This is a genomic window from Enterococcus sp. DIV1420a (genome assembly GCF_051712165.1).
Classification (GTDB): Bacteria; Bacillota; Bacilli; order Lactobacillales; family Enterococcaceae; genus Enterococcus; species Enterococcus faecalis.
The window spans coordinates 2,134,339-2,159,701 of record NZ_JBIOOI010000001.1 but is presented as its reverse complement, the minus strand read 5'-3'; the positions used below and the strand labels follow the sequence as shown (position 1 = coordinate 2,159,701).

Here is a 25,363-nt window from a genome sequence, read left to right as displayed (position 1 = left end):
TCCTACACAAATCGGTTAGGATAGCGAATCGTCAAGCGGAAGTCGCTATCTTTGGCTTGAATATACAGCGGTTCATTGGGATATAGATAAAAATCGTTCATTGGTCGAATCATCGGTGCACCATTTTTTGTCAGATAAAAATTTTCAGTATCAATGATAATTTCCGAACGATCAAAGTCTCCTAAGTTAATTGTATCGTTCCGTGTTTTAATCCAAACACCACGTCCGGTTCCTGTTAAAATAATGATCGGTTTGACTTTTAATCCTTCGACCGTAGGATAAATTTCAATTGGCCGAACTTCTTTACCTAAATCCCCCATCGTGTAAGCCCGATTTTGAAAGGTAATCATGGTTGATCCCCAATAAGCCCCGCCTTCAATTAAAATTGGAAAATCAACTGCACCTGAGCCTGTATTCCCCATTAAGTAATTCGCTTGAAATGTAATGGTTGGCGAACCCCACATCACACTAGTCGCATCACTCCGTGTGTATTTATACGGATCAGAAAGCAATAAAGTAAAGGTGCCTGTTACTTGGTTAACACCTTCGGGTACATCACTCACTGAAGACTTACTGCCAAACCACAGCATTTCCGGTTCATCGTTAAACCAAATAGAAACGTCTTTTTCCGTAAACAAAGCAACGTTTAAATGATTAAATGCATCTCGAAACGCTTCATTATTCACAGCTGAAAGGCGATATTTGACTGTTAATTCTCGTTCTGGAATTCGCGCATAAACGTGACGTTTACCATCACGAATCCCTAATTGATAGCTTTCAATTTCGCTTGGAACTAATTCTCGTCCTGAAACTGATAATGTTTGATAGCCAGGGATGACTTTTTCTAAAAATTGACCGTTAAAATTCAACGCTTCTGAAGGAAGAGGCGTTGAATGAGTTGCTTGATTGGTATCAACAAATTTATACATGTTATCCTCTCCTTCCTAAGCGGTTATTTTGTTTCACTTGTTGTCGTTGTAACTCTGTTGCTAAATAAGGCGCCGTAGTTGCTGCGACAACTTTTCCATCTAACGTTGACTCTACTGTCACAAATAATGGTCGATTGTATGCATCATTTTCTAAACGATGGTCAATCGTTGCCGTGAAGTTTCCTCGACCAGCTAAGTCCAAGGCAAAATCATTTAACAGCGGTAAATCTAAAATAGAAGCCATTGCTCTACTAACGGCTGTTTCACCTGCATAAATCCCCGTGGCAATCGTGCCGCCGAAATTCAATTTATGCAAATCAGATAAGGGACCTTCTTTTGCTGGTGAAAATGGTAAAAAGTTACGAATTTTACTGACGACCCCATCGATTGCTTCTTTGGCTTTTCCAATTGCGCCTGTAATTCCATCAGCAATCATACCGACAATATTCGCACCGGCATCGGTGAATTTTGAAAACCAACCTTGGATTGCTTGCCAAGCACCTTCAATTACAGAACCAATGGCATTTTTTACCTGATCGGCTGCATTGGTAACCCCATTTTTGATATTTTCAACTAACTGTCCGCCCGAAGCTAACAGTTGACCAAAATAAGAACCAATCTTCGTGATCATTTGTGAGATTAATGTTCCTGCTGCGGACAGCAAGGCACCCAATAGACTGAGTACACCATTAATTAAGGCTTGAATCAGTTGAATCCCAGCACTTAACAACTGTGGCAACGCATTGATTAACGCACCCATTAAAGCGGTAATTAGCGTAATTGCTGCAGTAACCAGTTGCGGTAAAATTGAAATAATCCCTTGGATCAAAGCCGTTAGCAATTTGACGCCTGCGCTGATGATTTGTGGCAAGGCACCTACCAACGCAGTCACTAACGCTAGAATAATCGTCAGCGCTGATTGAATTAACTGAGGTAAAATCGTCATAATCCCAGTGATTAATGCCATCAAAATTTGTAAACCAGCAGTCAAAATCAACGGTAACATAGTAACAAATGCATTGACTAAGGCTGTGATAATTGAAACACCTGCTGTAACTAGCATTGGTAACGCTGTGACAAAAGCTGTCACTAATGTAGTGATGATATTAATCGCTGCAGTTGTAATTGTTGGCAAGGCGGTGACAATCGCATTAACTAAAGTCATTAATAAGCTCAAACCAACTTCTATCAACATTGGTAAGACTGTTGTAATCCCCTGAATCAACGTAGTAATAATTTGTGTTGCCGCTTCAATTAAGACGGGCAAATTGGCAACGATCGCACCAACAATTAACGTAATTAAACTAGATAACGCGGTTACGATGCTTGGAATAGCTTCTGTTATTTTCCCGAGAATACTGGTTAAGACTGTTGTAAAAAGTTGTATAACTTTCGGTAGATTAGCTGCCAGCATTGTTGTAACCGATGTAATCGTGTTACCTAAATTATCAAAGACTTGGGTAATACCACCCGCACTCAAATCACCGGTTTTCATCCAGGCCGTCACGAATGAAACAATCAAGGAAATAATTAGACCAAACGGCCCAGAAATTCCTAATGCAGCCAGTGCAACCTTTGTCAGAACTTTTACCAAAAGACCAACCGCTAAACCAGCTTTGTCAAAGGTGCCACCAAATTGCCCTAATAAGTTACTACCTAATTGCAAACCGCTGGCAAAAACGCCTGCTAGCACACGACCAATTGTTGAAAAAATAGTCGCCATTTTCTCTAAGCCTACTGCAAAAAATTGTTTAAAAACTGCCATTATTTGTTGAAAGGCCGGCTGGATCTGTTGTAGCAGTCCTACCAATTTACCAAACGCCGCTGAAACAGCTCCTTGAATGGCACTAGCTAAGCTATTGATACTATTTCTAAATGTTTCATTGGTTTTATAGAAATAAATAAACGCTGCTACCGCTGCTAAAACGGCTGCTACAATTAAAATTAATGGTCCTCCACCTAAGGCACTAAAACTAGCACTTAGTTTTGATAAGCCACCACCTAACTTCCCAATGTTTCCTTGTACAAGAGCCAAACCAGCACTAAACTGTTGAAATTTTTGCTGAGCCATCGTTACCATAATCAACATGGGGCCAATGGCGGCTAAAATGCCCATAATGGCAACAATAAAAACTTGGACGGGTTTTGGTAATTTGATAAATAAATTCACCAAAGCTGTAATGCCTTTGACGACTGTGATAACCACTTGAACCAAAATTTCCATTCCTGGAGCCATCACGCTTTGAATCACTTGTGCTGCCGCTTCAAATGATTGATTCATCTGAGTCAATGCCCCTTGCAACTCGCCTTGCAATGAATCAGAAATCCCTCCTGCACTGGCCATAATCAGTCCTTGCATTCCTTGAAATTCGCCACTGACCCCAGCACCGACGCCCATAGCTGTTTTTAAAACGTTCAGCATAGGTAAGGAAACGGCACTAGTCATGGCCGTCCCAAAGCTCAGCATATTATTTTGTGCATTAGTAAAGCCATCAGAGGTTTCTTTCCCCGCTTTTTTAGCTGCTTCACCAGCTTGTTCAGCAGAATCTGTTAACGCTGTGTTCATTTGATCTGCTGCCTTTGCTGTTTCGTCTCCTGTTTTTTTCACTGTTTCTCCAGATTGTTGCATGACGGTTTTAAATGTGTTCATGACCGTGGTTGACTGATTGACACCCGCACTAATTTTCCCTAAATATCCACTTAATAAGGCATACTCACCGCTCATACTTTTTAATGCTTGTTGGACGCCTGCAAGGCTTTTCTTTGCCTCCGATAACGGCGTTTTTTCTTTGTCATTCTCCATCTACTCTCCTCCCTTCTCGATAGCGGCGTAGACGCTCTGCCACAGTGGCAAGTTGCGTTTTTTTCCGCTCATTTAATTTCGTTCGTTGTGGCTGGTTAGCTGCCAGAACTTCAGCAACTCGTTTTTCATAATCATAAAAACTTTTAAAGCTTTCAAAAACGGGTTTTCCTTTTTTGTTCGTCGCTTGCGCTTTAACATTTAAGTAGGCAAGCTCGTGCCTTTTCCGCTCTTCATCTACTTCTGCTAAATTAAAAGCAATCATTCGTAATTCAAATTCAGACATGGTCATCCGATCCACTTCTTCAAATGAATGACAGCCTAAGTAGCGAAAAGCAGAAAGAGCGATGTCGTGATACACGTCATCGCTCGTTTTAATTAGTTGGTCGCTTGCGCTTCTGCTTTCTTCGCTTCTTTGCTGAACTGATCGATCATTGGTTTTGTAAGAGGTTGCTTTCCCATTTCTTTAAGCAAATCATCTGAAAGTTTTTTGACATCTTGGGTCATTAACCATGCTTCAATTTCCGACTTACCTATTTTTAATTGCCCACTTTGTAAAGCTTCCATGATGTCAACTAAGATTACTGGATTGTATTGGCGTAAATAAATCATTGCTGAACTGATGCCCATGCCGAATTTGGCAGCGCCATTTTCAATTTGGTAACGTTTATCTAATTCACGAATCGCGCCAATCGTAAATTTCACTTCAATTGTTTTTCCGTTAATCTCTAAATTCATTTTTTATCCTCCTAAAATTCAACACTTTTTGATTATTCGCCAGGTTGTGGTACTTTATCTGGAACAGTATCTTGGAACGCATATTGTGCTTCCGCAATAATATCTGCTTCTACTGTTGCAAAACCATCTTGTGGTTTGCCATTAATAGAGGCTTCTGTTTCGATTTCTACTAATTCTTCTACATTGGCTGGTAAACTCCATGAATTTACATAACCTTGGGCATAAATTGCTGGATATTTACCTTCCGCATTTTTTTCACCTTTTAAATCAACATCCCAAAATTCCATTAAGATGCCATCTTCAACTGCGTCTTTCATGTATAAATTTTCATCATCTCGAGAGGCTAAACCGCTTAACGATAACGTAACTTCTAAACCAGAAACAGCATTCGCAACGCCATCTTTTGTTTGCGTACCGCTCGATTCACGTGAGAATTCCCATTCATGTTCAATTTGAAATAAGGGTTTCATTGCTTTCTTTGTCGCTGCTTCATCCAAGCGACGAACTAATAAAATACGGTCTTTTCCTTGCATAACTTCTCCCATTGATAATTCCTCCTAGTAAAATTGCATGTGTAATGGTAGTACAGCATGCCAAATTGTTTTTTTCATTTGTTTGGTATCTTTTACCATTTGTGCTTTGACTTCTTGATGTTTGATACCCCAATTAAAATGAGCCGTTCGTTTTAAGTTACTGGTTGCCTGCCGTAAAATCGTTCCTTTAATTGTAGAAATTTGTTGTCGTTCAGATAACGCACCATAAACATGCATTATTAATTCAATTTCACCCAAAATAGCTGATTTAGTTGGCTTAGGTAATTCTTTACTATCACCTAAGTAAACAAATGGCTGATCTGGTAAATCTGTCGGCAGTTCCTCTAGCAACAAAAATCCTGACGTCTGGCAGATTGCAACAAGGGCTTCATATAACTCTTGTTCCGCTTCATTCATTTTTAGCGCCACCTTTCCATTCAAAAAATTCAGGATTGGTTAACAAATTGGCTCTCTTCTAGTCAAAATGAAGGATCTTGAAAGTAGCCGGCATTTTCTGCTCCTTCATAGCTGACACAAGAAAGCAGTCAAAATCATAGAATTCCGTGTCTTCATTTTTTTGGTTGCCTCACGTTTATCTATCTCTTTCGACACTATTAATTTACCATGTTGACACCTGAAAAAATTCCACGCTTTTTCCATGTTTACATCCCTAGTTCATCCGCCACCGCTTCAAAGAAATGATTTCTTAATTTATAGGCTTGGCTTTTACTAATAAATAATTGCTGGGCAAGTCCAATTAATGTTAAAGAGGGCCGTTTTTTCATATATAGTTCTTCAATAATCACGCGCGTTTGTTCATCCGCTTCAGCTAAACAATTTTTGATAATGTCTCGATTTCTCTCTAAGTTCCACAGACGACGATCCATAGCTATCGTAATCGCCATTCGTTCGGTCACTACAGAGTGAAGTCCTTGTCCTCTAATACCAGCATTTAAATCTGCTTCTTGATAAGGGTGCCGTAATTCTTCTTCCCGTTGCCGGATATACTCATCTGTTTTATAAAAGTCTGCTAAAATATCTTTGATATAATTAAATGTTGACGTACGCATTGGTTAATCTCCTTTACTTTTATTCATTTAAAAGTGTTAATCGATAAATAAAATAACACTCTTTCGACATGTCTAAGCCGTGACGAATCGCTTCATCTGAATAACCGAGCCAAATTAAATAGAGATACTCGCTTTTTGTAAACGATGCGGCCTTGATGGATTGGATGGGTCTTGATTGATCCATCGACCAATTACCGATTGCTTGTCCTAATTCTTGAATTTCCTGCATAATAAGTTTATTTTTTTGACTTGCCCAATCGGGATATTGATTCATTAGTTGTAAGAGTCGTTTTCTTTTTTGTGCTTTTTCGCTTTGTTGCTTTGAAATATCTTTAAATACAACGCTTTTCATTTCAAATAAATCTTTTTTACATTTTGTTAAATTACTCATGTTTACGGCCTTCTCTTTCACCAATTAGATAACCTAACATCAGTGTCATTGTCCAAAAGATAAACCCAATAATAATTGTTAACATATTTATTTCACACTCCTCATTCGTTTGTCTGTTGTGTCTTTATATTGGAAAACATAGCCACTGGCGTGCTTCATTAGACGAGAAATAATGCGTGTTCCATAGGCCTCCACCAGTTGTTTTCCAGAAAAATTAGTAGTAAAAATAGTTGCTTTATTCTGTCTAGCTTCTAAAATTCGATTTAAGATGTCATTATTAAAATCCGTACTAACTTTATTTTTAATTCCTAATTCAGCACCTAAATCATCTAAGACCAAAACGTCTGCTTTTTTCATTCTAGTAATATACGCTTGAGCCTTTGCTTGGCTTTTGGCCGATTCATTCATGGACATTTTTAGTTTTTCTAATAACTCAGAGTAGCTGACAAATAAACAATACTTTTGATATGCAGAGCGTTCTAAGACTTCAACTAAAATACTGATAGCCAAATGACTTTTACCGACACCAGGTTTCCCTGAAAAAATAACGTGGATTGGCTTTCCTTCAACAATCGCTGAAACTGCTGCTAAGGCCCGTTCTTTTGCTTGTCTTGTTTCTAATTCAGTGGTTTGGTAATTGGTTAAGCGACATTGCCGTAGCGCATCATCAGCAATTAAGGACCCTTGATGAAAAAATTTTTGTGTACGCGCCATAAAACTCTCTTGAGAACGTTGTTGAGTGGCTTCTTGTTCATGTTTTTTTAGCATTTTATACCCACACGACCAACAAGTTGGGGCACAACGTTCTGTGCCATCTTTATTTTTTTGTTGCCAAACATATTGTTCACTGCCACATTCAGGACAACGGTCTTCAACTTTTTCTAACAATTGACTCAATAGTATTTGAAAAGTTTGATCTGTCGCATGCATACTGATTTCCTCCTTTCTTTAAAAACCTAACTCTTGATATTCTTCTGTCATTTGCGGCGTATGCTCCAACACTTGTTTTTTATCATTTACCAGAACTTCATGTACGGATAAATAATTTTGTTGCTCCCAACTTTTCAAAATAGCATTTACATAGCCGTAATTCCGTTTATTTCGATCGACGGCAATTCCTAAAGCATGCAAGATTAATTGGCATGCTTCCTCTTGGCTAGCCCCTTTTTGTATAAAATCTTGCAACCAATACTTAAAATCTTGGCTTGTTTTTGAGGCCAGTGTACCAAAGCCGTTTTCCTCATAAAAATGATAAATCATCTTTAAACAATCGTTTTCTGAACTACTACCTTGACTCTGACCTAACTTAGACTGGACTATGCTTTCCTGTGGTAACCGTTGGTAGTCAGCTGGTTGACCACTGACAGACGATTCTGCTTTAAACGTATAAGCTTTGCTATTTTTTTCAACAATCTGATTTTTCTCTTCTTGATACAAGGTTGGTTTGTAACGATCACTGCGAATATAATTATGAATTTTCCAATGTTTGATAACGATTACACCACTTTCAAATACTAGAATAAATTTTTTAACCATTAGCAATTTTAGATCGTCTTCCCCACAACCAACCATTCGCTGCAATTTTTTGGGATTATTGATAAATCCATCATCATCGGCACGCATCGCTAAATGAAAATACAGGGCCTGACTTGATAAGGGCATATCTAAAAACGCATCACTATCAATAATCGTTTTTGCAAACATGCGTCGTTCTGCCAATCCGCTTCTCTCCTTTTGACTAAATTATTGTTACTCTGTTAGTAATTCCATGAGGCCAATCATACCAATCACGATGGCCCCAATTTTTATTGAGACACTGCTTATTAATAAAATAATTGCTAAAAGTAACATATCCGACAACGTTTTTTTATAATTCCGACTCATTTCTTCACCCTTTCTACAAAAATACGGTTTTCCGAACAAAATGTTCAAAAAAATAGTTCAGTTAACCGAACATTTGAATGGCTCTATCTTAGCATCAAATATTTTCACTGTCAACTCATAAGTTTGGTTTTATGAACCTCTAATTTTAATTGCGATTGTTACTTGCCTTCTCTAAACAGGTATAGTATACTTTGAGGCAATAGGAGGTTCGGAAATATGAACATTTTTGCTGTCCGTTTAAAAGAGGCTTTAACAGCCAAGAACATCAAACCTAGTGATTTAGCGAAAAAAACTGGCATCGGTAAATCTTCGATCAGCGATTGGCTAGCTGGTCGTTACGAAGCAAAACAAGACAAAGTTTATCGCATTGCAGATGCATTAGACATTAATGAGGCCTGGTTGATGGGACAAGAGGTTCCCATGGAAAAAAATGCCTCAACTATCGACCGCATTTATAAAAAATTAGAGCCCCAACGACAAGCCATCGTTTATCAATTTGCCGAACAACAATTACACGAACAACAAACGCAAGCAGAAATTCTCTCATTCCCTCGCCGTGACGAAATGACACTGGCTGCCCACGCTGGGGATCCAGAAAAGATATTTTCAAAAGAAGAAATCGAGAAAATTCACGATTACTTGGATGAAATTGATGCCAAATATCAACAATCGATTTCTTCTGACAAAAAAGAGGATTAACTTCCCATCTACTCTTTTTATTAAGTAATGGCAGGTGAATGGTAAAGTGAATGATTATGAAAAACTCGTCAGTTCCATTCAAAAGGATGTGACGGTTTTAGAAATTGATTTATACAATCAAACAGGTTGTTATGGGTTGTATCGAAATGGCAAAATTTATATTGAAAAAACATTGAGTACCCGTCAAAAGAAGAACATTTTAGCCGAGGAATACGGGCATTATCAAACATCCGTTGGCACTATTTTAAATCAAAATTGTACAGAAAATCGGAAGCAAGAGTTGAAAGCTCGCAATGTGGCCTTAGAGCAATTAGTTACATTAGACGATTTAATTCGTTGCTCTGAAGCTGGCTTAAGTAACCATTATTCTTGTGCTGAATTTTTGGAAATCGATGTTGAAACATTAAAAAATGTGATTACGTACTATCGACAAAAGTATGGCGCCACTTATCTTTATAAAGGACGGATTTTTGAATTTAGGGATTATTCTGTGATGGTATTAAATACTGGGTTAACTTAAAAAGCATGGAACAAAATCAATAAGGATTTTGTTCCATGCTTAAAAGTATTCTGGAAAATTCAAGAGCGGTTTTTGTACCAATGGTTAATATGTCCGACGCCAAGCATAAGATTTGGGACAAGTATGAGGACGAATATAAATGACGGCCAAAATCCGATGAACTGAATAATATGTTCCCGCATACTATGTAGTACAAAGAAGAAAAGAAAAAAGTACAGGGAACTCTTGCCTGAACCCATTTCTTTTAAATAACGATCTCCATTTTTATAGAAAACAACAATTCTTTTCATCTTTGCACCTCCATGACTATTTTATCAAGAAATCATGAAAAGAAAAAGCACACCATTCGTCTGGTGTGCTTTTTCTTTTTAATTATTCACCTTGATTCAACTTACGAATCAACTCATCAATGTGATTTCCGTATTGGACAGATTCGTCTCTTTCAAAAATCAACTCTGGTGTTTTATACAAGGTTAACCGTTGTCCTAATTCTTTACGAATCAGTCCTTTGGCTTTGTCTAAGCCTTGTTGAGCTTTTTGTTGTTCGGAAGCTAAATCAGATAACAAGCTGTAATAAATCGTTGCTTGTTGTAAATCACCGGTCACACGAACATCTGTAATAGTGATGCCTTGGACGCGTGGATCTCTGATGCGTTTGTTCAAGATATCATTCACTTCACGCATGATTTCTTGACCTACACGACGGTCACGATAATTTGCCATAGTGTCTTCCTCCAATTACTAAAATTATTGTTTGATTTCTTCCATAATGAAGCCTTCAATCGCATCATCTACACGTAAATCATTGAAGTTTTCAATCATAGCGCCACATTCAAAACCAAGTTTGACTTCTTTCACGTCATCTTTAAAGCGTTTCAAGCTTGCTAATTTACCTTCATAAATAACAATACCATCACGAATGACACGCACGCCACTATCGCGGCGAATAAAGCCTTCTGTAACATAACAGCCAGCGATTGTGCCAACTTTAGATACTTTGTACAATTCACGAACCGTCATTTGACCCGTAATTTTTTCTTCAAATTCTGGATCTAATAACCCTTTCATCGCTGTTTCGATTTCTTCTAGGGCTTTATAGATAATACGGTGTAAACGAATATCAACTTCTTCTTGTTCTGCTTGTTGTTTCGCTTGTGGTGTTGGGCGAACGTTAAAGCCGATAATAATCGCATTACTTGCTGCGGCTAAAGTTACGTCGCTTTCATTGATGGCCCCAACTGCCGCGTGAACAATTTTCACACGAACGCCTTCTACATCAATTTTTTGTAAACTTGCTGAAACGGCTTCGGCAGATCCTTGTACGTCTGCTTTGACAATGATATTAACTTCTTTTAATTCGCCTTCTTTTAGACTTTCAAATAAGTTATCCAATGTCACACGGCTACTTGCTGAACGTTGTTCAAGCAACGCACGTTTAGCCCGTTCTTCCCCTGCTTGACGTGCTGTTTTTTCATCTTCAAAGACCACAAAACGATCACCCGCTTGAGGAACATCATTTAATCCGGTAATTTCTACAGGAGTTGCGGGTCCTGCTTCTTTATCACGGCGGCCCATGTCATTGGTCATCACACGAACACGTCCGTAAGTATTACCAACAACGATTGGATCACCAACATGTAAAGTTCCTTGTTGAACGAGTAATGTCGCAACCGGACCTTTACCTTTATCTAAGCGCGCTTCAATCACTGTTCCAATTGCTTTTTGCGTTGGATCAGCTTTTAAGTCTTCTACTTCAGCAATCAATAAAATATTTTCCAATAGCTCATCAATGTTTTGATTGAATTTCGCTGAAATATTGACGAAAATCGTATCTCCACCCCATTCTTCAGGAATTAATTCATGTTCACTTAATTCTTGTTTCACATGATCAGGGTTCGCACCAGGCTTATCAATTTTGTTAACTGCTACAATAATCGGCACTTTTGCCGCTTTGGCATGGTTAATCGCCTCGATTGTTTGTGGCATTACTCCATCGTCCGCTGCAACAACTAAGATGGTAATATCAGTGATGCTGGCACCACGCGCGCGCATACTAGTAAAGGCCGCATGTCCTGGTGTATCTAAGAACGTAATTGGTTTGCCATCAATATCTAACTGATAGGCACCAATATGCTGCGTGATACCGCCTGCTTCACCTGAAGTCACACGAGAATGGCGCAATGTATCTAATAATGTTGTTTTCCCGTGGTCTACGTGTCCCATGATTGTGACAACAGGGGGACGTGTAGTTAAGTTTTCTTCAACAACTGCTTCTGGTTCGAAGAATTTATCAATGTCCGCAATATCAACTTGGACTTTTTCTTGCGGTTCCATGCCATAGTCCACAGCTAATAATTCAATTGTATCTTTATCTAGGGCTTGGTTTTGGTTAACCATGACACCCATCATAAATAATTTTTTGATGATTTCCGCTGGTTCGCGGTGGATTTTTTTCGCAATATCCGCCACGTTCATACCTTCTGTATATTCTAAAACATCTGGTAATTCACGGAATTTACGTGCTGGTACTGCTGGCTTCGCTGATTCTTGTTGATGTTTGCCTTTTTTCCCTTTTTTGTTGAAACGATTGCGGTTTTGGTTATTAAAGTTATTCCGGTTATTACGATTTTGACCGCCACCAAAATTGTTGTTACGGTTTTGGCCGCCACGGTTTTGGTTGTTCCCGCCATTGTTATTTTGGCTGGTCCGATTTTGATTCGTTGTAGAACCGTTATTGTTTTGGGTATTGCGGTTTTGATTGTTTGTATTTGTTTGATTGCTACGGTTTTGTGTGTTGCTTTGGCCGTGACGATTTTGGTTGTTGTTGTTTCTTTGTTGTCCATTCGTTGATTGATTGTTTGGACGATTTTGGTTATTTCTTTGTTCACCAGGTTTATTGTTCATTGGTTTCTTATTGGCTGGTTTATTTTGTGTTGTTTGTTGCTTTTGGTTGTTTGTTGCTTTTGATTGAGTATTTACGGTACTTCCTCCTCCGAATGCTTGACGAAGCTTTGTTTCTTGCTCGGAACTAATTGCGCCCATATGGTTTTTAACATCCATACCTAATTGATGCGCTTTATCGACAACGTCTTTGCTTGCTTTATTCATTTCTTTTGCTAGTTCATAAATTCTTTTTTTTCCCATGCAATCACCTTCCTAACCTTTTAGTAATTCCTTGATTTTGGTGGCAAATCCTGCATCAGTTACTCCGATAACCATTCGTGGTCGCCCAATCGCTTGGCTGAGCTCGAATTGACTGAACAGTTCGCTAACAGGAACATTATAATAAGAACTTTTGTCCTTGATTTTCTTTCTAGTATTCTCACTGGCATCTTGCGCAACAAACACAAATTTCGCTTTGTTTGCACGAATATCTTTAAGGGTTAATTCCTCGCCTGTGACTAATTTACCGGCGCGCATTGCTAAACCTAAAAGGTTCAAAATTTTGGTTTTATTTTCCATCGCCAAACAACTCTTTGCGGGCTTTTTGGTGCGTTACATAATCCAATAGTTCTTGATAAAATTCATCACTTAATTTTGTTTCTAAGACACGATCAAGAATTTTTTTATCCCAAGCTTTTTGGACTTCCGCAGGATCCAAATCAACGTAAGCGCCACGTCCTGGTAATTTACCAGTTGGATCTAAGGCCACTTCGCCTTCTTTGGAGCGAGTAATTCTGACTAATTCTTTTTTCGGTTTCATTTCGCCTGAAACAACCGATTTACGCATTGGAATTTTTCTCTTTTTCATTTTTTCACCCTCCAAAAACGTTATTCTTGTTCAGGTAATTCTTCTGTAATTTCTGCTTCAACAACTGCTTCTTCAGCAGCCAAGTTTTCGTAATCATCTGCCGTCATATCTGAATGGATAATTGCTTCATCCATTTCTTCTGCCACTTCGGCAACTTCTTGATTGGCTTGTTGTTCATAAAATTCAGCCATATCAGATTCTGATTTGATATCAATTTTATGGCCCGTTAATTTAGCAGCTAAGCGCGCATTTTGACCACGTTTACCAATTGCTAATGACAATTGATAATCAGGTACAACAACTGTACATGCTTTGCTATTTTCTGGATCAAAAATAACATCTAATACTTGAGCTGGATTCAAGGCATTACTAATATAAATAGCTGGATCTTCGTTCCATTCCACAATATCCATATTTTCGCCTTTTAATTCATTCACAATCGCTTGGACACGTTGGCCTTTTGGACCGACACAGGTACCCACTGGATCAATATTAGGATCTGTTGAACGAACAGCTACTTTTGAACGATCGCCAGCTTCACGAGCGACACTTACGATTTCAACAATTCCATCATAAACTTCTGGAATTTCTTGTTCAAAAAGACGTTTTAGTAAATCTGGATGACTACGGCTTACAAAAACTTGTGGGCCTTTTGATGTGTTTTCAACACGTGATACGTAAACTTTAATCCGATCATGCGGTTGGTAAAATTCATTTGGCATTTGATCTTGTTTTGATAAGACTGCTTCGATTTTGCCTAAGTTTACATAGATATAACGACGATCTTGACGTTCAACAATTCCTTGCATGATGTCATTTTCGTATTCGCTAAATTCATTATAAATAATTGTTCTTTCTGCTTCACGGACACGTTGTAAAATTACTTGCTTTGCTGTTTGGGCAGCAATGCGGCCAAAGTCTTTTGGCGTAACTTCAAAACGAATTTTGTCGCCGATTTCATATGCACCATTTAATGCAACGGCATCTTTTAATGAAACTTCCAATTGTGAATCAAATACTTCTTCTGTTACTTCTTTGACAGCATACACGTGAATATTGCCTTTTTTTGGTTCAAATTCAACTTCGACGTTGCTTGCTTGTCCATAATGTCTTTTATATGCAGAAACTAAAGCTGCTTGTAACGCTTCAATCACCGTATCTTTAGGAATCCCTTTTTCAGCTTCTAATACGTCTAATGCATTTAACATTTCTTTGCTCATTGTTTTTCTTTTCCTCCTATGGATTCGTTAAAGCTGAACGAGTGGTTCTTCTTCCAAGGGAAAAACTTCTCGTTAAAACTTGTCACAGGCCTAGCTAAAAGTAAAACTTTTAGTGGACCCTTTTTTACATTCGAGTCTGTTGATTAAAATTGAATGGCTAAACGAGCTTTTGCGATATTTTTACGTTCAAAAGTCATTTCCTTCACTCTGGTTTTAATTTTTACACTTAATGTTAATTGTTCTGAATCAAGATGGACTAAGGTACCCTCAATCTGTTTTTCTCCATCAACTGCTTGATAAAGAGAAATATGAATGTACTTGCCTACCGCTTGTTCATAATCGCTTTCTTTCTTTAACGGACGTTCTGCTCCCGGAGAAGAAACTTCCAGAAAGTACGCTTGCGGAATTGGATCTGGATCCATTGCATCTAGTTTTTCACTTAATTTTTCGCTGACAAAGGCACATTCCTCAATATCAATGCCACCTTCTTTATCGATAAATACTCGTAAAAACCAATTTTTTCCTTCCTTAACAAACTCTACTTCCACAAGTTCAAAATTTTGTTCTTCTAAGATTGGTGTGACTAACTTTGTTACAGTTTCCACAGCACTACTCAAAATTTTCGCCTCCTTCGAGATTGATGTAACGAACCGTGTCCTGATGACTTTTCCATCAAAAAGAGTGAGCAGAAATCCGCTCACTCCCAACTAGTATCATTACGCTAAAGATAGTATAGCACAGAACCACTCCAAACTCAAATGAACAAGCTAAATCTCTCGAAATTTGCACATTTTGTCTCGATTACTGAAACTATCTAAGCGATTATTTTTTCGTTTTAAAATAGATAAATAATCCTTGAATCAAAAGAAGGCTACCTAAGAAAAGAAACGCGTTTTCTTTTGTTTCACCTGTTTTTGGCAATTCCTTATTACGAATCGCCTGTTTTTCAATGGTTATTGAAGTAGTTTCTGTGGTTGAATTCGTGGTAGTATCTGTTGTCCCACTCGTTGGTGGTGTGGTACTTTCTATAGGTTTTTCTGGCGTATAGTGATTAGTAAATACTTGACCTCCATCATACTGAGTAGTCGCCACAAGATTTCCTAAAAGCGCCTCGACGGTTACTTGAACTTGAAGGTTGTGCGTATCGTAGGAAACACCTGCCTGTCGCGTGTTTACTTCCCGAATGGTGTATTGATAGTTTCCGGGAGTTTCAAAGGTTAATGGTGAAAATTGAATTTTCCCTAAAGTATCGTTACTAACCGTTTCTAGTACTGTGCCTTTCTCATCTAACAATTCAAATTGAAATTCAGCATCCTTCAGTGGTTTTCCTAAAAGAACTTTTCCAGCTAAAAATGAAGCAGCGACTGGTTGATATGAAATCTTATGATTCACAACAGTTTTCAGTGCAACTAAGTTTTTACCAAAGTCTTCAGGTGTTATTGAAATCTTGTTTTGCGAAAGCTGGTAACCGGTAGGTGCTTTGGTTTCTTCTAAAGTATAGTTATCTTTTAACAAGCCTTTAACAATCGCTGTTCCGTTTTGATCTGTTGTGATTTTGGCCACTGTTTGATTGGTTGAGTTACGAATGAGTTTAAACTCTGCACCTGCTAAACGCTGGCCTGCTTCATCTTCTTTATGAATTTCAACAACATATTGTTCACCATTAGCTTCTCCACCACCTGTTTGTGAGACACGACTCACTTCGACTTCTTCCACCACCGTTTGATTTTCTGTTAATTTTGCATAATTTGTGAAGGTTTCACCTTTTTCGGGAAGATGATCGATTTTGGTTTTATAGGTGATACGATATTCGTTAGTCCCAATATTGCCAAAATGCACCGAAAAATTGCGGTCACCAGGACCATACTGGACAGCCAACTGATCAGTTATATCTTCCTCTGGCGTGAACTGCCAAATAGCATTTCCATCCAGTGTCCATTGTCCTCGTTCAATTTTCATAGTGTCTTTCATATAACTTAAACTTTCTGTTTTTAGCACATCTTCCACTTCTAAATCAGTATACGTTTGCCCTGTTGGATTAATCCGTAGTACATTGTAAATTTCGGTTGGATCGTCTTCGATAAACCACGAATACTTGCTAAATTTTTCGTTAACATCATCGCCTTCACCTTGGTAATCAAGATCGCCAGCAAATATTTTTTCCCCTTCAACCGTGACGTAAATAGGAATCTTGGATTCATTTTCCACATTTTCGAAATCAATCAAACTTGTAAAATATAAAGACCCACTAATACTAGCATGGTTTTCTACGTAATCTGTATACGTTAACGTGACCGTTTTATTTGCTACATCGGTCTGTGCAATTGCAACCACAGCACCTGTATCATCTACTACATTAAAGGTCATATTTTTCTCGAGACGTAGCTCTTCGGGCAAAGTAATCACACTCGTATCCCCACTATTAACGGTATTATCCGGTAAGTTGAACTCAATTCGGAGGTAGATGTCTGTATATTGATTAATGGTCCCAAGTGGGTTTCCCTCTTTGTCCGTTAGATGAATCGCTGTCACAATGTTGCCTACTTGCTTACGCGGCACTACGTTTGGCGTAGCAGAAATTTGATTGGTTTCACTGGTACTAGTTGGTTCCGTTTGCGCATATCCTGTTTCAAGTTTCAGAAAAGGCGTTATCAGCGTCGACAAAAGAATGAAAAACATTCCCCAATAGACAAAACTTCTTTTTTTCATTTTTATTCAATCCTTCCTATCTAAAATAATTGGTTAGGTTTATACTATCAAGGATTAACTAGGTGCAAGTGTTTTTATTTTTCCCAACAATAAAAAACAAAAAACACCGAACCAAAATAATTTTGGCTCGGTGTTTTGCTCCTAATGTCTTTTCTTATAAAACCATAATTGAACTTTTTCAGAAATGGTTGATAAATGTTGGAAAGTTGAGTCTGCTGCAAAGAAAAGAATGGCTAAAAGTAACAAGGCTGTTGGCGATACCGAAGTTAACGAGAACAAGTTTTTCATGGAAATACTTGTAATAACCATTCCGATTAAACAGCCAATCATTACGCGCTTGCGGTAACGATTCATTGGTGAACTAATTTTATAAAGAACCATAAAGCCGACTGAAACTAGCAACAATGTTGCAGTCGTTGAAATGTCCGTTTTTTGAAGTGCAAGAATATCACCACAAATTAGTAAGGCACCGACTACTAACATATCCGTTAACCCACCAGGAATTGCTTTTGATAACACATTGAAAAGAAATTTCCCTTCAATGCGACGATGATTTGGTTCCAAAGCTAGAAATGTCGAAGGAATCCCAATTGTAAATAAACTAATCAATGTGACTTGTGTCGGTTGTAAAGGATATGTCACGGCAAAAATCATAGCAAAGACAGACATCAGCAAGGAGAAAATATTTTTTACAAGGAATAAACTTGAAGAGCGTTCAATGTTATTAACTACTTGGCGGCCTTCAAAGACAACCTCCGGCATCGTTGAAAAATCAGAATCCAACAACACAACTTGCGAGGCTTGTGCTGTAGCTTGATTTCCTGAAGCCATGGCAATACTACAATCTGCTTCTTTCATGGCTAAAATATCATTGACTCCATCCCCTGTCATCGCCACTGTATGATCTAATTTTTTCAACAATAGTACAAATTGTTTCTTTTGTTCTGGCGTGACACGACCAAAAACGGTGTATTTTTCTAACGCTTCTGTCTGGGCTTCCATTGTAGTTAATGTTCGCGCGTCCACATAATTTTCAGCACCAATAATGCCTGCCGCTTGTGCTACATTGGATACTGTTAAAGGATTATCGCCAGAAATGACCTTAATAGCCACATTTTGTTCAGCGAAATATTCAAAAGTTGCTTTGGCTTCTTTACGAATCGGATTCCAAAGAAGAATGTAGCCTAGAGGTTGTACCTCTGCTGTCAACGTTTCCTGAAATTCTCCTAAATACTTTCCGAACACCAATAAGCGATAGCCTTGACTTGTATAATGTTCCACTTCAGATTGATACATTTCATAATTGTCTCTCAAAATCATCTCTGGCGCTCCAAGAATATACGTCGCTTCTGGGAAAGTCACGCTACTAAATTTTTCGACAGACGAAAACGAGGTATAGCTAACGGCTTCCCTCTGATTATTAGTAACAAAAAATTCTTTCATCGCTTTCATCGTATCGTTGTCAGCTGACATTGTTCGGCAAAAATCGCCAATTAATTTTTCGACATTGGTTAAGTCTGTACCATCATTTTCGATACTCACCACAGGAACCAACTCTTGGACTTCCATCGTGTTTTCAGTAATTGTTCCTGTTTTATCTACACATAACACATCGACACGTGCTAAGGATTCGATACTTTTCATGTTGTGCAATAAAACGCCGCGCTTCGCTAAGCGCATTGTGCTGGCAGCTAATGCAACGGTTGTTAAAAGGTACAACCCTTCCGGAATCATCCCAATCAAGGCAGCTTCCATGGAGACAATGCTGTCATGAAGCCCTTGATGGTTGATGAAATAACTTTGGAAAAATAGAACACAGCCGATTGGAATAATAATAATCCCTACCCATTTCACCAAACGGTTAATGGAACCGACCATCTCTGATTGTTCCCCTTTTTTAATTGATTTCGCTTCAAGCGTTAATTGATGAACATAGGCCTCAGCGCCAATTTTATCAATTCTTGCATAACAAGAACCTGACACAATAAAGCTACCTGACAAAAGTTGGCTATCTGCTACTTTGGTAATCTCATCAGATTCCCCAGTTAACAAGGATTCATTCACACGGACTTCACCAGATAAGACAATTGCATCCCCAGAAATCTGTTCACCCGATTTAAAGAGCACCACATCGTCCAAAACCAGTTCATCTGGCGAAATTTCTTGTTCTTGGCCATCCCTCACAACGGTTACTTTTGTAGCATTTAGAATATTTAAGCTATCTAATACTTTCTTCGACTTAATTTCTTGGTAAATTCCAATGACCGTATTAATGATTACTACTGGCAAAAAGGTCATATTTTTATAAGATTGTACCAGCATTAATAACACACCTAGTACCACAAAAATTAAGTTGAAATACGTAAATACGTTATTAATAACAATCTGTTTCGTTGTGATAAACTCTGTATCGACGGCGGCATTGACTAAGCCTTTTCGCTGTCTTTCTTCAACTTGTGCGGCCGTCAAGCCTTGTTTATCTTCTGGATAATAGCGTTCTGCGTTAGCAGTCACTGCTATTGGTTCATTTTCTTGCATTTCTTTTTTTCTTCTCAAACACATCACCCCTTGTTCTAGTTGACTCTTTCATCGTCTCCTTCTCTCCCACAGTATAGCACTGAATAAAAATTTAGATAACAACTAGCGTCCAACTATAGAAAAAAATTATACATTTCCTAAACATTGTCATTTTCAGGAACAAGCTAACGCAAAACCTTTTCATTTACTTGTTTTTCCTTTACTATAGTAAAGAAGAAATATCAAGAAATGAGGAACAATTGATGGCACAGAATCACGTAATTAAAGTTAGTAAAAAAACATTAGCAGAGATGACCACTGTTTATCAACCCAATCGTTTAAATAAAACGGTCCCTTATACTGTCTTTGTGGCCAAGGTTGGTACCACTACCATCACTGCTTATCAATCAGGTAAAGTCATGTTTCAGGGACCTCAAGCTGAAAAAGAGGCCGCTCGTTGGGAAGGAACGAGTACCACACCAAAGAAAAAAATTTCTCCCCAGACTACTACACTGCCTGCTGATTTTGGCAACTGGTCTGTGATAGGTTCCGATGAAGTCGGTAATGGTAGCTATTTTGGTCCAGTAACTGTCTGTGCTGCCTATGTTGACAAAAGCATGATTAGCAAACTAAAAGCATTAGGTGTTCGTGATTCCAAAGAATTAACCGACCCACAAATTATTCAATTGTCACATGTCATTAAAGAACTGATTCCTTACAAGTTATTAATCGTTGAACCAAAAAAATACAATGAGATCCAACCAAACTACAATGCTGTACACATGAAAGTCGCTTTGCATAACCAAGCGATTTATCTGTTGCTACAAGAGTTGGCTCCCACAAAGCCAGAAGGGATTTTGATTGACCAATTCACCCCTGAAAATAATTATCGGAAATATGTTCGTAATGAAAAAAATCAAGTCACTGAAAAATTGTTCTTCGTCACTAAAGGAGAGCAGTATCATGTTGCTGTTGCTGCCGCCTCTATTATTAGCCGCGCTGCTTTTTTAGAAGAGTTAGACAAAGAATCTGCAGAATTGGGTTTCTCTGTGCCCTCTGGTGCCGGCAGCAAATCAGACCAAGTAGCCGCCCGTATTTTGAAAAAAGGCGGCCTAGACTTATTAGCGAATTACGCGAAGCTGCATTTTGCAAACACCCAAAAAGCCCAAAAGTTACTATAAAATAAACACCAAGCAAAAGTCCCAATGCCGATTAGCGGCGCTGGGACTTTTGCTTGGTGTAAAAAATTATTTTTCAATTTCGATAAACAGGACTTTTAAGTAGTTCCCCTCTGGAAAATTAGGATTCAGTTGAAAGTCTGCTGGTAATTGATACGTGTCCGTAATCTTGTAACGAACATTTTTCTCTTGCAAGGCAGTAATCACCATTTTTTGATATTTGGCCAAGGATAAATTTGCCGCATTGGTTGAGGCAATAAGCGTTCCCTTATCCGTTAAAATATCAATAGAATCTTTCACTAGCTCCCCATAATTTTTAGCAACGGAAAAAACTTTCTTTTTGTTGCGAGCAAAACTCGGCGGATCCAAAATGATCATGTCATAACTCAAGCCTTTACGTGAAGCATATTTAAAGTAGTCAAAAACATCCATGACAATAATCTTTTGCGGGGCAAGATTTAAATGATTGACTTCAAATTGCTCAGTCGTTTTCGGTAAGCTTCGTTTAGCTAAATCCACACTAGTGGTGGCCACGGCACCCCCCATAGCGGCAGCTACTGAAAAAGCACCTGTATAACTAAACATATTTAAGACTGTTTTACCTACTGCAAACCCATCTACTAATCGACCACGAACTTCTTTTTGATCTAAAAAGATGCCTGTCATTAATCCTTCGTTTAAATAGGTAGCAAATTGAACGCCATTTTCAGTGACAAGTAATGGCTCGGGTGCTTGTTCGCCATACAAAAACTGTGATTCGGGTAAATTTTTTGTGGAAAAGCGAATCTTTTCGTAGGCACCAATAATGTCAGGGTAAACTGTGCGAAACGCCGTCAAAAGTTCGGCTTTTTTCTGATAAAGGGTTTCATTATACCATGAAAAAACGGCGTAATCTGCATAGCGATCGATGATCACTCCCCCAATGCCATCCCCTTCTCCATTAAATAATCGATAAGCGGTTGTCAGCGAATCCTTTTCAAAAGACGTCCGCTTCTCACGACTTATTTCAAAAAGTTGCTGAAAAAAAGATTGATTAATTGGTCCATGCCATGACAGCAACCAACCAATTCCTTTATTTTGTTCGCCTAAATATCCTTCGGCTAAACGCTGGCCTTTACTATCAATCAAAGTAAGCCAATCTGTTGGCAACGGCGCTGGCACTTGTTGCAAATCTTCTTTCTGAATTAAAGGATATCCTTTTTTAAATTTATGTTCTGCTTTTTTAGTTACTTGAAGTTTCATTCTGTACACCTACTTTTCAAAGTCCTATCTAGTATAGCAAAAAAAGGCCCATCTGTCTTTAAAGGATTCAAGCTTCACGTCATTTAACGAACTAAAAAGTTTAAGGAAATAGTAAGTTTTCTTTAACATCCCCATTCCTCACTTCGGTAAGAATTGACATAAAATTTGTGAAAGAGTAAAATTAAAGCGATATTGTAAAATACGAAATTTACCTAATTTTACTTTTATAGAATCATCGTTTAGAAAGGACGTTTATTTTGAAAAAATTATTTAAAACAAATATTTTGAACACGCGACTGGGGTTATTCTCGCTAATCGCCATCTTACTGTGGCTAAAAAACCTCTTTGCGTACGCCGTTGATTTCCATTTACGTTTGGAAAATATTAACGAGTATTTCATACTCTTAATTAATCCAATTGCCACAACGGTCTTTTTATTAGCCATCGCTTTGTATGTTCGCCGTAAAAAAGCTTCTTATATTACAATGATGATTATTTACTTCTTGATGAGTTTACTGCTCTTCTCAAATGTCGTGTATTATCGAGAATTTACTGACTTCATCACAGTTAATACGATGCTTGGTGCTGGCAAAGTAGCTAGCGGTCTTGGCGAAAGTGCCTTACGTCTCTTTAGACCTTATGACGTCATTTATTTCTTAGACTTCATTATTATTGGCGTATTATTATTAACGAAAAAAATTAAAACAGATGCGCGTCCAGTCCGCGCACGTGTAGCAGTCTCTGTCACACTCCTTTCTGTTGTCTTTTTCTTATTCAATCTATTTATGGCTGAAACAGAACGTCCCCAATTATTAGGACGTCAATTCTCTCGTGACTATATCGTGAAATTCTTAGGCTTAAATGCCTTTACCGTATACGATGGCATTACAACTTACCAAACAAACCAAGTCCGTGCCGAAGCCAGTGCTAACGATATGAAACAAGTTGAAGATTACGTGAAACAACAATATGCGGCACCCGATGATAGTAAGTTTGGTATTGCAAAAGGCAAAAATGTAATTTATATCCATTTAGAAAGTTTCCAACAATTTTTAGTTAATTACAAATTAAAAGATGAAAATGGCGTAGAACACGAAGTCACACCATTTATCAATAGTCTTTACAATAGTAAAAGTACCTTTAGCTTTGATAACTTCTTCCACCAAGTTGGTCAAGGAAAAACAAGTGATGCCGAAACGTTACTTGAAAATTCACTATTTGGTTTAGACCAAGGTTCACTCTTTACACAAGTTGGTGGCAAAAATACGTTTGAAGCAGCACCCGATATTTTAAAACAAACGCAAGGTTACACTAGCGCTGCTTTCCACGGAAATGCCGGTAACTTCTGGAATCGAAATGAAACCTATAAACGTTTAGGCTATGACTATTTCTTTGATGCTAGTTATTATGATGTTAATTCAGATAACTCATTCCAATATGGGTTACACGATAAACCATTCTTTAATCAATCCGTTCAATATTTAGAACATTTACAACAACCGTTCTATTCTAAATTTATTGCTGTGTCCAATCATTATCCTTATTCTCAATTTACAAACGATGAAGCAGGATTCCCAATTGCAAAAACCTCTGACGAAACAATTAATGGTTACTTTGCAACAGCGAATTATTTAGATAAAGCGGTCGAAGAATTCTTTAACTACTTGAAATCTTCAGGTCTCTATGAAAACTCAGTCATTGTTCTTTATGGCGATCACTATGGGGTTTCTAATTCAAGAAACCAAAACTTAGCAGAGTTAGTAGGTAAAACCAAAGCAGATTGGAACGATTTTGACAACGCCAATATGCAACGTGTTCCTTATATGATTCACGTTCCTGGTCAAGAAAATGGTGGTGTGAACCATACGTATGGTGGCCAAGTTGATGCCTTACCAACCCTTCTACACTTACTTGGTGTCGATACGAAAAACTACATTCAGCTAGGCCAAGATTTATTCTCTAAACAACACAATCAAATCGTTGCTTTCCGCAACGGCAATGTTGTAACACCTAAATATACTATTTTAGGTTCTAGCATTTACGATACTAAAACAGGCACTTTAATTACAGAACCAACCGAAGAAGTTAAGAAAGAAGTCGCTGATTTAAAAGCCAAAGCGACGAAACAATTAGAAACGTCTGACCAAATTACTAACGGTGACTTGCTTCGTTTCTATACCAATAGCGGCTTAAAACCAGTTAACCCAGAAGACTATGATTACAAGAACCAATTGCAACAACTGGAAGCAATTGAAAAAGAAAAAGGTGAAAAATCAACGAGTGTTTACAGTAAAAACAATAATAAATCAACCGTTGATGAATATCACACTGACAGTTATCAAGGCTATCAAAAAACTGGTAAATAAATCTTCAAAAAGCTTGAGCAATTTGCTCAAGCTTTTTTGCTACTTTTTCATAATTAATTCATATTATTTCACTATACTAAAGATAGTTTAGAGAGGTGAAAGTTGATGAGAAGTGTCCGTTACGCTACAGCTAGTAGTTTTTATCATAAAAAAATCACGTTAATCACTGCACTCTTCTTCTTCCTGTTCTCTTTCTTATTGACTGGGCTGTTTAACTTAATTGATTTTGAAAAAGAGTTTTTACGAACGATGCCAGACTTTGTCGATATTGAAAAACAAACTAGTTACCATTACCAACTGATCCAATACTATTGGCACCTCTATCTAGGTAGTGTCATTTTCTTTGGTGTTACTTTTCTTCTGTTGATGTATGTGACATTACGCATAAAAAAGGAAGAAATACATACATGGTATCACATGCACTTTTCAAATATGTATGTCACCAAACAGCTCTTACTAGAGTTATGTTTACCGGCTCTATTAGGAATTTTCAGTTTTTTACTTTTCACTTTAATGTTTCAAGAAACGTATAATACTGTTCTTTGGGCTGCTCGTGATGCTATTTTACAGTGGTCTCATTTGGAAACTCCAGCATTTTTAGCTAAAAGTACCGACCAGGATGTCACGATTACAAATATCCAGCATTTAGGGATTCAAACGATCCAAGCGTTTTCTTTTGATTTTAAAAGTATGCAGTCACTTTATACAATCCGTAATTGCTTTGTTAACTGCTTAATCTTGCTTGGCATTCCTCTTGTTTGCGGGACTCCTTTCACGTTGATTTATTTACGCACACATAAGAAATAAGGGAGGGAT

General features: G+C 37.9%; 25 protein-coding genes. 5 read left to right on the top strand and 20 right to left on the bottom strand.

From position 1 onward, the window contains the following. Positions 1 to 2 precede the first annotated feature (2 nt). The 11 genes from IGI80_RS10805 to IGI80_RS10755 all read right to left on the bottom strand — a co-directional run bounded on the left by IGI80_RS10805 (position 3) and on the right by IGI80_RS10755 (position 8,393). Positions 3 to 929, bottom strand: coding sequence for a distal tail protein Dit (locus tag IGI80_RS10805; protein WP_002363804.1), 927 nt, complete (start codon positions 927 to 929; stop codon positions 3 to 5). Between the two features lies 1 nt (position 930). Next, positions 931 to 3,732, bottom strand: a complete 2,802-nt coding sequence (locus IGI80_RS10800) for a phage tail protein (protein WP_438723378.1) — start codon at positions 3,730 to 3,732, stop codon at positions 931 to 933. After that, a complete protein-coding gene (locus tag IGI80_RS10795) occupies positions 3,722 to 4,090 on the bottom strand; it encodes a hypothetical protein (RefSeq protein ID WP_002365551.1) in 369 nt (122 codons plus the stop codon). Before IGI80_RS10795 ends, IGI80_RS10800 begins: the two co-directional genes overlap by 11 nt. Before the next feature lie 17 nt (positions 4,091 to 4,107). Then, entirely contained in the window at positions 4,108 to 4,467 is a 360-nt protein-coding gene (locus IGI80_RS10790; protein WP_002357848.1) for a tail assembly chaperone, read from the bottom strand. A 32-nt stretch (positions 4,468 to 4,499) separates the two neighbouring features. Next, positions 4,500 to 5,012 carry a phage major tail protein, TP901-1 family gene (locus tag IGI80_RS10785; protein WP_002380206.1) on the bottom strand — a complete coding sequence of 171 codons (513 nt, stop codon included), beginning with the start codon at positions 5,010 to 5,012 and terminating at the stop codon, positions 4,500 to 4,502. 12 nt (positions 5,013 to 5,024) lie between these two features. Further along, on the bottom strand, positions 5,025 to 5,441 hold the full coding sequence (locus IGI80_RS10780) for a hypothetical protein (RefSeq protein WP_002382237.1): 417 nt from the start codon (positions 5,439 to 5,441) through the stop codon (positions 5,025 to 5,027). Between the two features lie 221 nt (positions 5,442 to 5,662). Beyond that, on the bottom strand, positions 5,663 to 6,070 hold the full coding sequence (locus IGI80_RS10775) for a RinA family phage transcriptional activator (protein WP_002360491.1): 408 nt from the start codon (positions 6,068 to 6,070) through the stop codon (positions 5,663 to 5,665). 19 nt (positions 6,071 to 6,089) lie between these two features. Beyond that, positions 6,090 to 6,482 (bottom strand): hypothetical protein, encoded by a 393-nt coding sequence (locus IGI80_RS10770; RefSeq protein ID WP_002363798.1) that lies wholly within the window; start codon positions 6,480 to 6,482, stop codon positions 6,090 to 6,092. Between the two features lie 66 nt (positions 6,483 to 6,548). Then, positions 6,549 to 7,391 (bottom strand): ATP-binding protein, encoded by an 843-nt coding sequence (locus tag IGI80_RS10765; RefSeq protein ID WP_002384644.1) that lies wholly within the window; start codon positions 7,389 to 7,391, stop codon positions 6,549 to 6,551. An 18-nt stretch (positions 7,392 to 7,409) separates the two neighbouring features. Beyond that, complete coding sequence (locus tag IGI80_RS10760; protein ID WP_002397212.1) at positions 7,410 to 8,165, bottom strand: DnaD domain protein; 756 nt, start codon at positions 8,163 to 8,165, stop codon at positions 7,410 to 7,412. Between the two features lie 45 nt (positions 8,166 to 8,210). Then, positions 8,211 to 8,393, bottom strand: a complete 183-nt coding sequence (locus IGI80_RS10755) for a hypothetical protein (protein ID WP_073459191.1) — start codon at positions 8,391 to 8,393, stop codon at positions 8,211 to 8,213. Positions 8,394 to 8,561: 168 nt separating this feature from the next. On the opposite strand from IGI80_RS10755, the gene IGI80_RS10750 reads away from it, so the two are divergent. Together IGI80_RS10750 and IGI80_RS10745 are read left to right on the top strand one after the other, a co-directional pair. Then, complete coding sequence (locus tag IGI80_RS10750; RefSeq protein ID WP_002360496.1) at positions 8,562 to 9,044, top strand: helix-turn-helix domain-containing protein; 483 nt, start codon at positions 8,562 to 8,564, stop codon at positions 9,042 to 9,044. Positions 9,045 to 9,078: 34 nt separating this feature from the next. Continuing rightward, positions 9,079 to 9,564, top strand: a complete 486-nt coding sequence (locus tag IGI80_RS10745; RefSeq protein WP_002382232.1) for a toxin — start codon at positions 9,079 to 9,081, stop codon at positions 9,562 to 9,564. 372 nt (positions 9,565 to 9,936) lie between these two features. Here the strand turns inward: IGI80_RS10745 and rbfA are convergent, their stop codons facing one another. The 8 genes from rbfA to IGI80_RS10705 all read right to left on the bottom strand — a co-directional run bounded on the left by rbfA (position 9,937) and on the right by IGI80_RS10705 (position 19,806). Beyond that, a complete protein-coding gene (rbfA, locus tag IGI80_RS10740) occupies positions 9,937 to 10,287 on the bottom strand; it encodes a 30S ribosome-binding factor RbfA (protein WP_002360497.1) in 351 nt (116 codons plus the stop codon). Positions 10,288 to 10,311: 24 nt separating this feature from the next. Further along, complete coding sequence (infB, locus tag IGI80_RS10735) at positions 10,312 to 12,708, bottom strand: translation initiation factor IF-2 (RefSeq protein ID WP_002357859.1); 2,397 nt, start codon at positions 12,706 to 12,708, stop codon at positions 10,312 to 10,314. Positions 12,709 to 12,720: 12 nt separating this feature from the next. Then, positions 12,721 to 13,026, bottom strand: coding sequence for a YlxQ-related RNA-binding protein (locus IGI80_RS10730; protein WP_002357860.1), 306 nt, complete (start codon positions 13,024 to 13,026; stop codon positions 12,721 to 12,723). Next, on the bottom strand, positions 13,016 to 13,315 hold the full coding sequence (gene rnpM, locus IGI80_RS10725) for an RNase P modulator RnpM (protein WP_002363794.1): 300 nt from the start codon (positions 13,313 to 13,315) through the stop codon (positions 13,016 to 13,018). Before rnpM ends, IGI80_RS10730 begins: the two co-directional genes overlap by 11 nt. A 20-nt stretch (positions 13,316 to 13,335) precedes the next feature. Next, a complete protein-coding gene (gene nusA / locus IGI80_RS10720; RefSeq protein ID WP_002357862.1) occupies positions 13,336 to 14,535 on the bottom strand; it encodes a transcription termination factor NusA in 1,200 nt (399 codons plus the stop codon). Between the two features lie 143 nt (positions 14,536 to 14,678). Next, positions 14,679 to 15,152, bottom strand: a complete 474-nt coding sequence (gene rimP, locus IGI80_RS10715; protein ID WP_002357863.1) for a ribosome maturation factor RimP — start codon at positions 15,150 to 15,152, stop codon at positions 14,679 to 14,681. Between the two features lie 205 nt (positions 15,153 to 15,357). Further along, positions 15,358 to 17,244: an Ig-like domain-containing protein gene (locus IGI80_RS10710; protein ID WP_438723377.1), complete on the bottom strand. Its 1,887-nt coding sequence runs from the start codon at positions 17,242 to 17,244 to the stop codon at positions 15,358 to 15,360. A gap of 141 nt (positions 17,245 to 17,385) precedes the next feature. After that, positions 17,386 to 19,806 carry a cation-translocating P-type ATPase gene (locus tag IGI80_RS10705; RefSeq protein WP_002393199.1) on the bottom strand — a complete coding sequence of 807 codons (2,421 nt, stop codon included), beginning with the start codon at positions 19,804 to 19,806 and terminating at the stop codon, positions 17,386 to 17,388. A 218-nt stretch (positions 19,807 to 20,024) separates the two neighbouring features. Between IGI80_RS10705 and rnhC the strand changes: the two genes are divergently transcribed. Further along, positions 20,025 to 20,942 carry a ribonuclease HIII gene (gene rnhC, locus IGI80_RS10700; protein ID WP_002393198.1) on the top strand — a complete coding sequence of 306 codons (918 nt, stop codon included), beginning with the start codon at positions 20,025 to 20,027 and terminating at the stop codon, positions 20,940 to 20,942. Positions 20,943 to 21,008: 66 nt separating this feature from the next. Here the strand turns inward: rnhC and IGI80_RS10695 are convergent, their stop codons facing one another. Further along, the gene (locus IGI80_RS10695; RefSeq protein WP_438723376.1) at positions 21,009 to 22,181 is read right to left on the bottom strand and encodes a class I SAM-dependent rRNA methyltransferase; all 1,173 of its coding nucleotides are present in this window, start codon (positions 22,179 to 22,181) and stop codon (positions 21,009 to 21,011) included. A 257-nt stretch (positions 22,182 to 22,438) separates the two neighbouring features. Here IGI80_RS10695 and IGI80_RS10690 point away from each other — a divergent pair, with 257 nt between their 5' ends. Together IGI80_RS10690 and IGI80_RS10685 are read left to right on the top strand one after the other, a co-directional pair. Then, positions 22,439 to 24,547 (top strand): LTA synthase family protein, encoded by a 2,109-nt coding sequence (locus tag IGI80_RS10690; protein ID WP_002357869.1) that lies wholly within the window; start codon positions 22,439 to 22,441, stop codon positions 24,545 to 24,547. 105 nt (positions 24,548 to 24,652) lie between these two features. Further along, a complete protein-coding gene (locus IGI80_RS10685; RefSeq protein ID WP_002360505.1) occupies positions 24,653 to 25,354 on the top strand; it encodes a hypothetical protein in 702 nt (233 codons plus the stop codon). Positions 25,355 to 25,363: the final 9 nt, after the last annotated feature.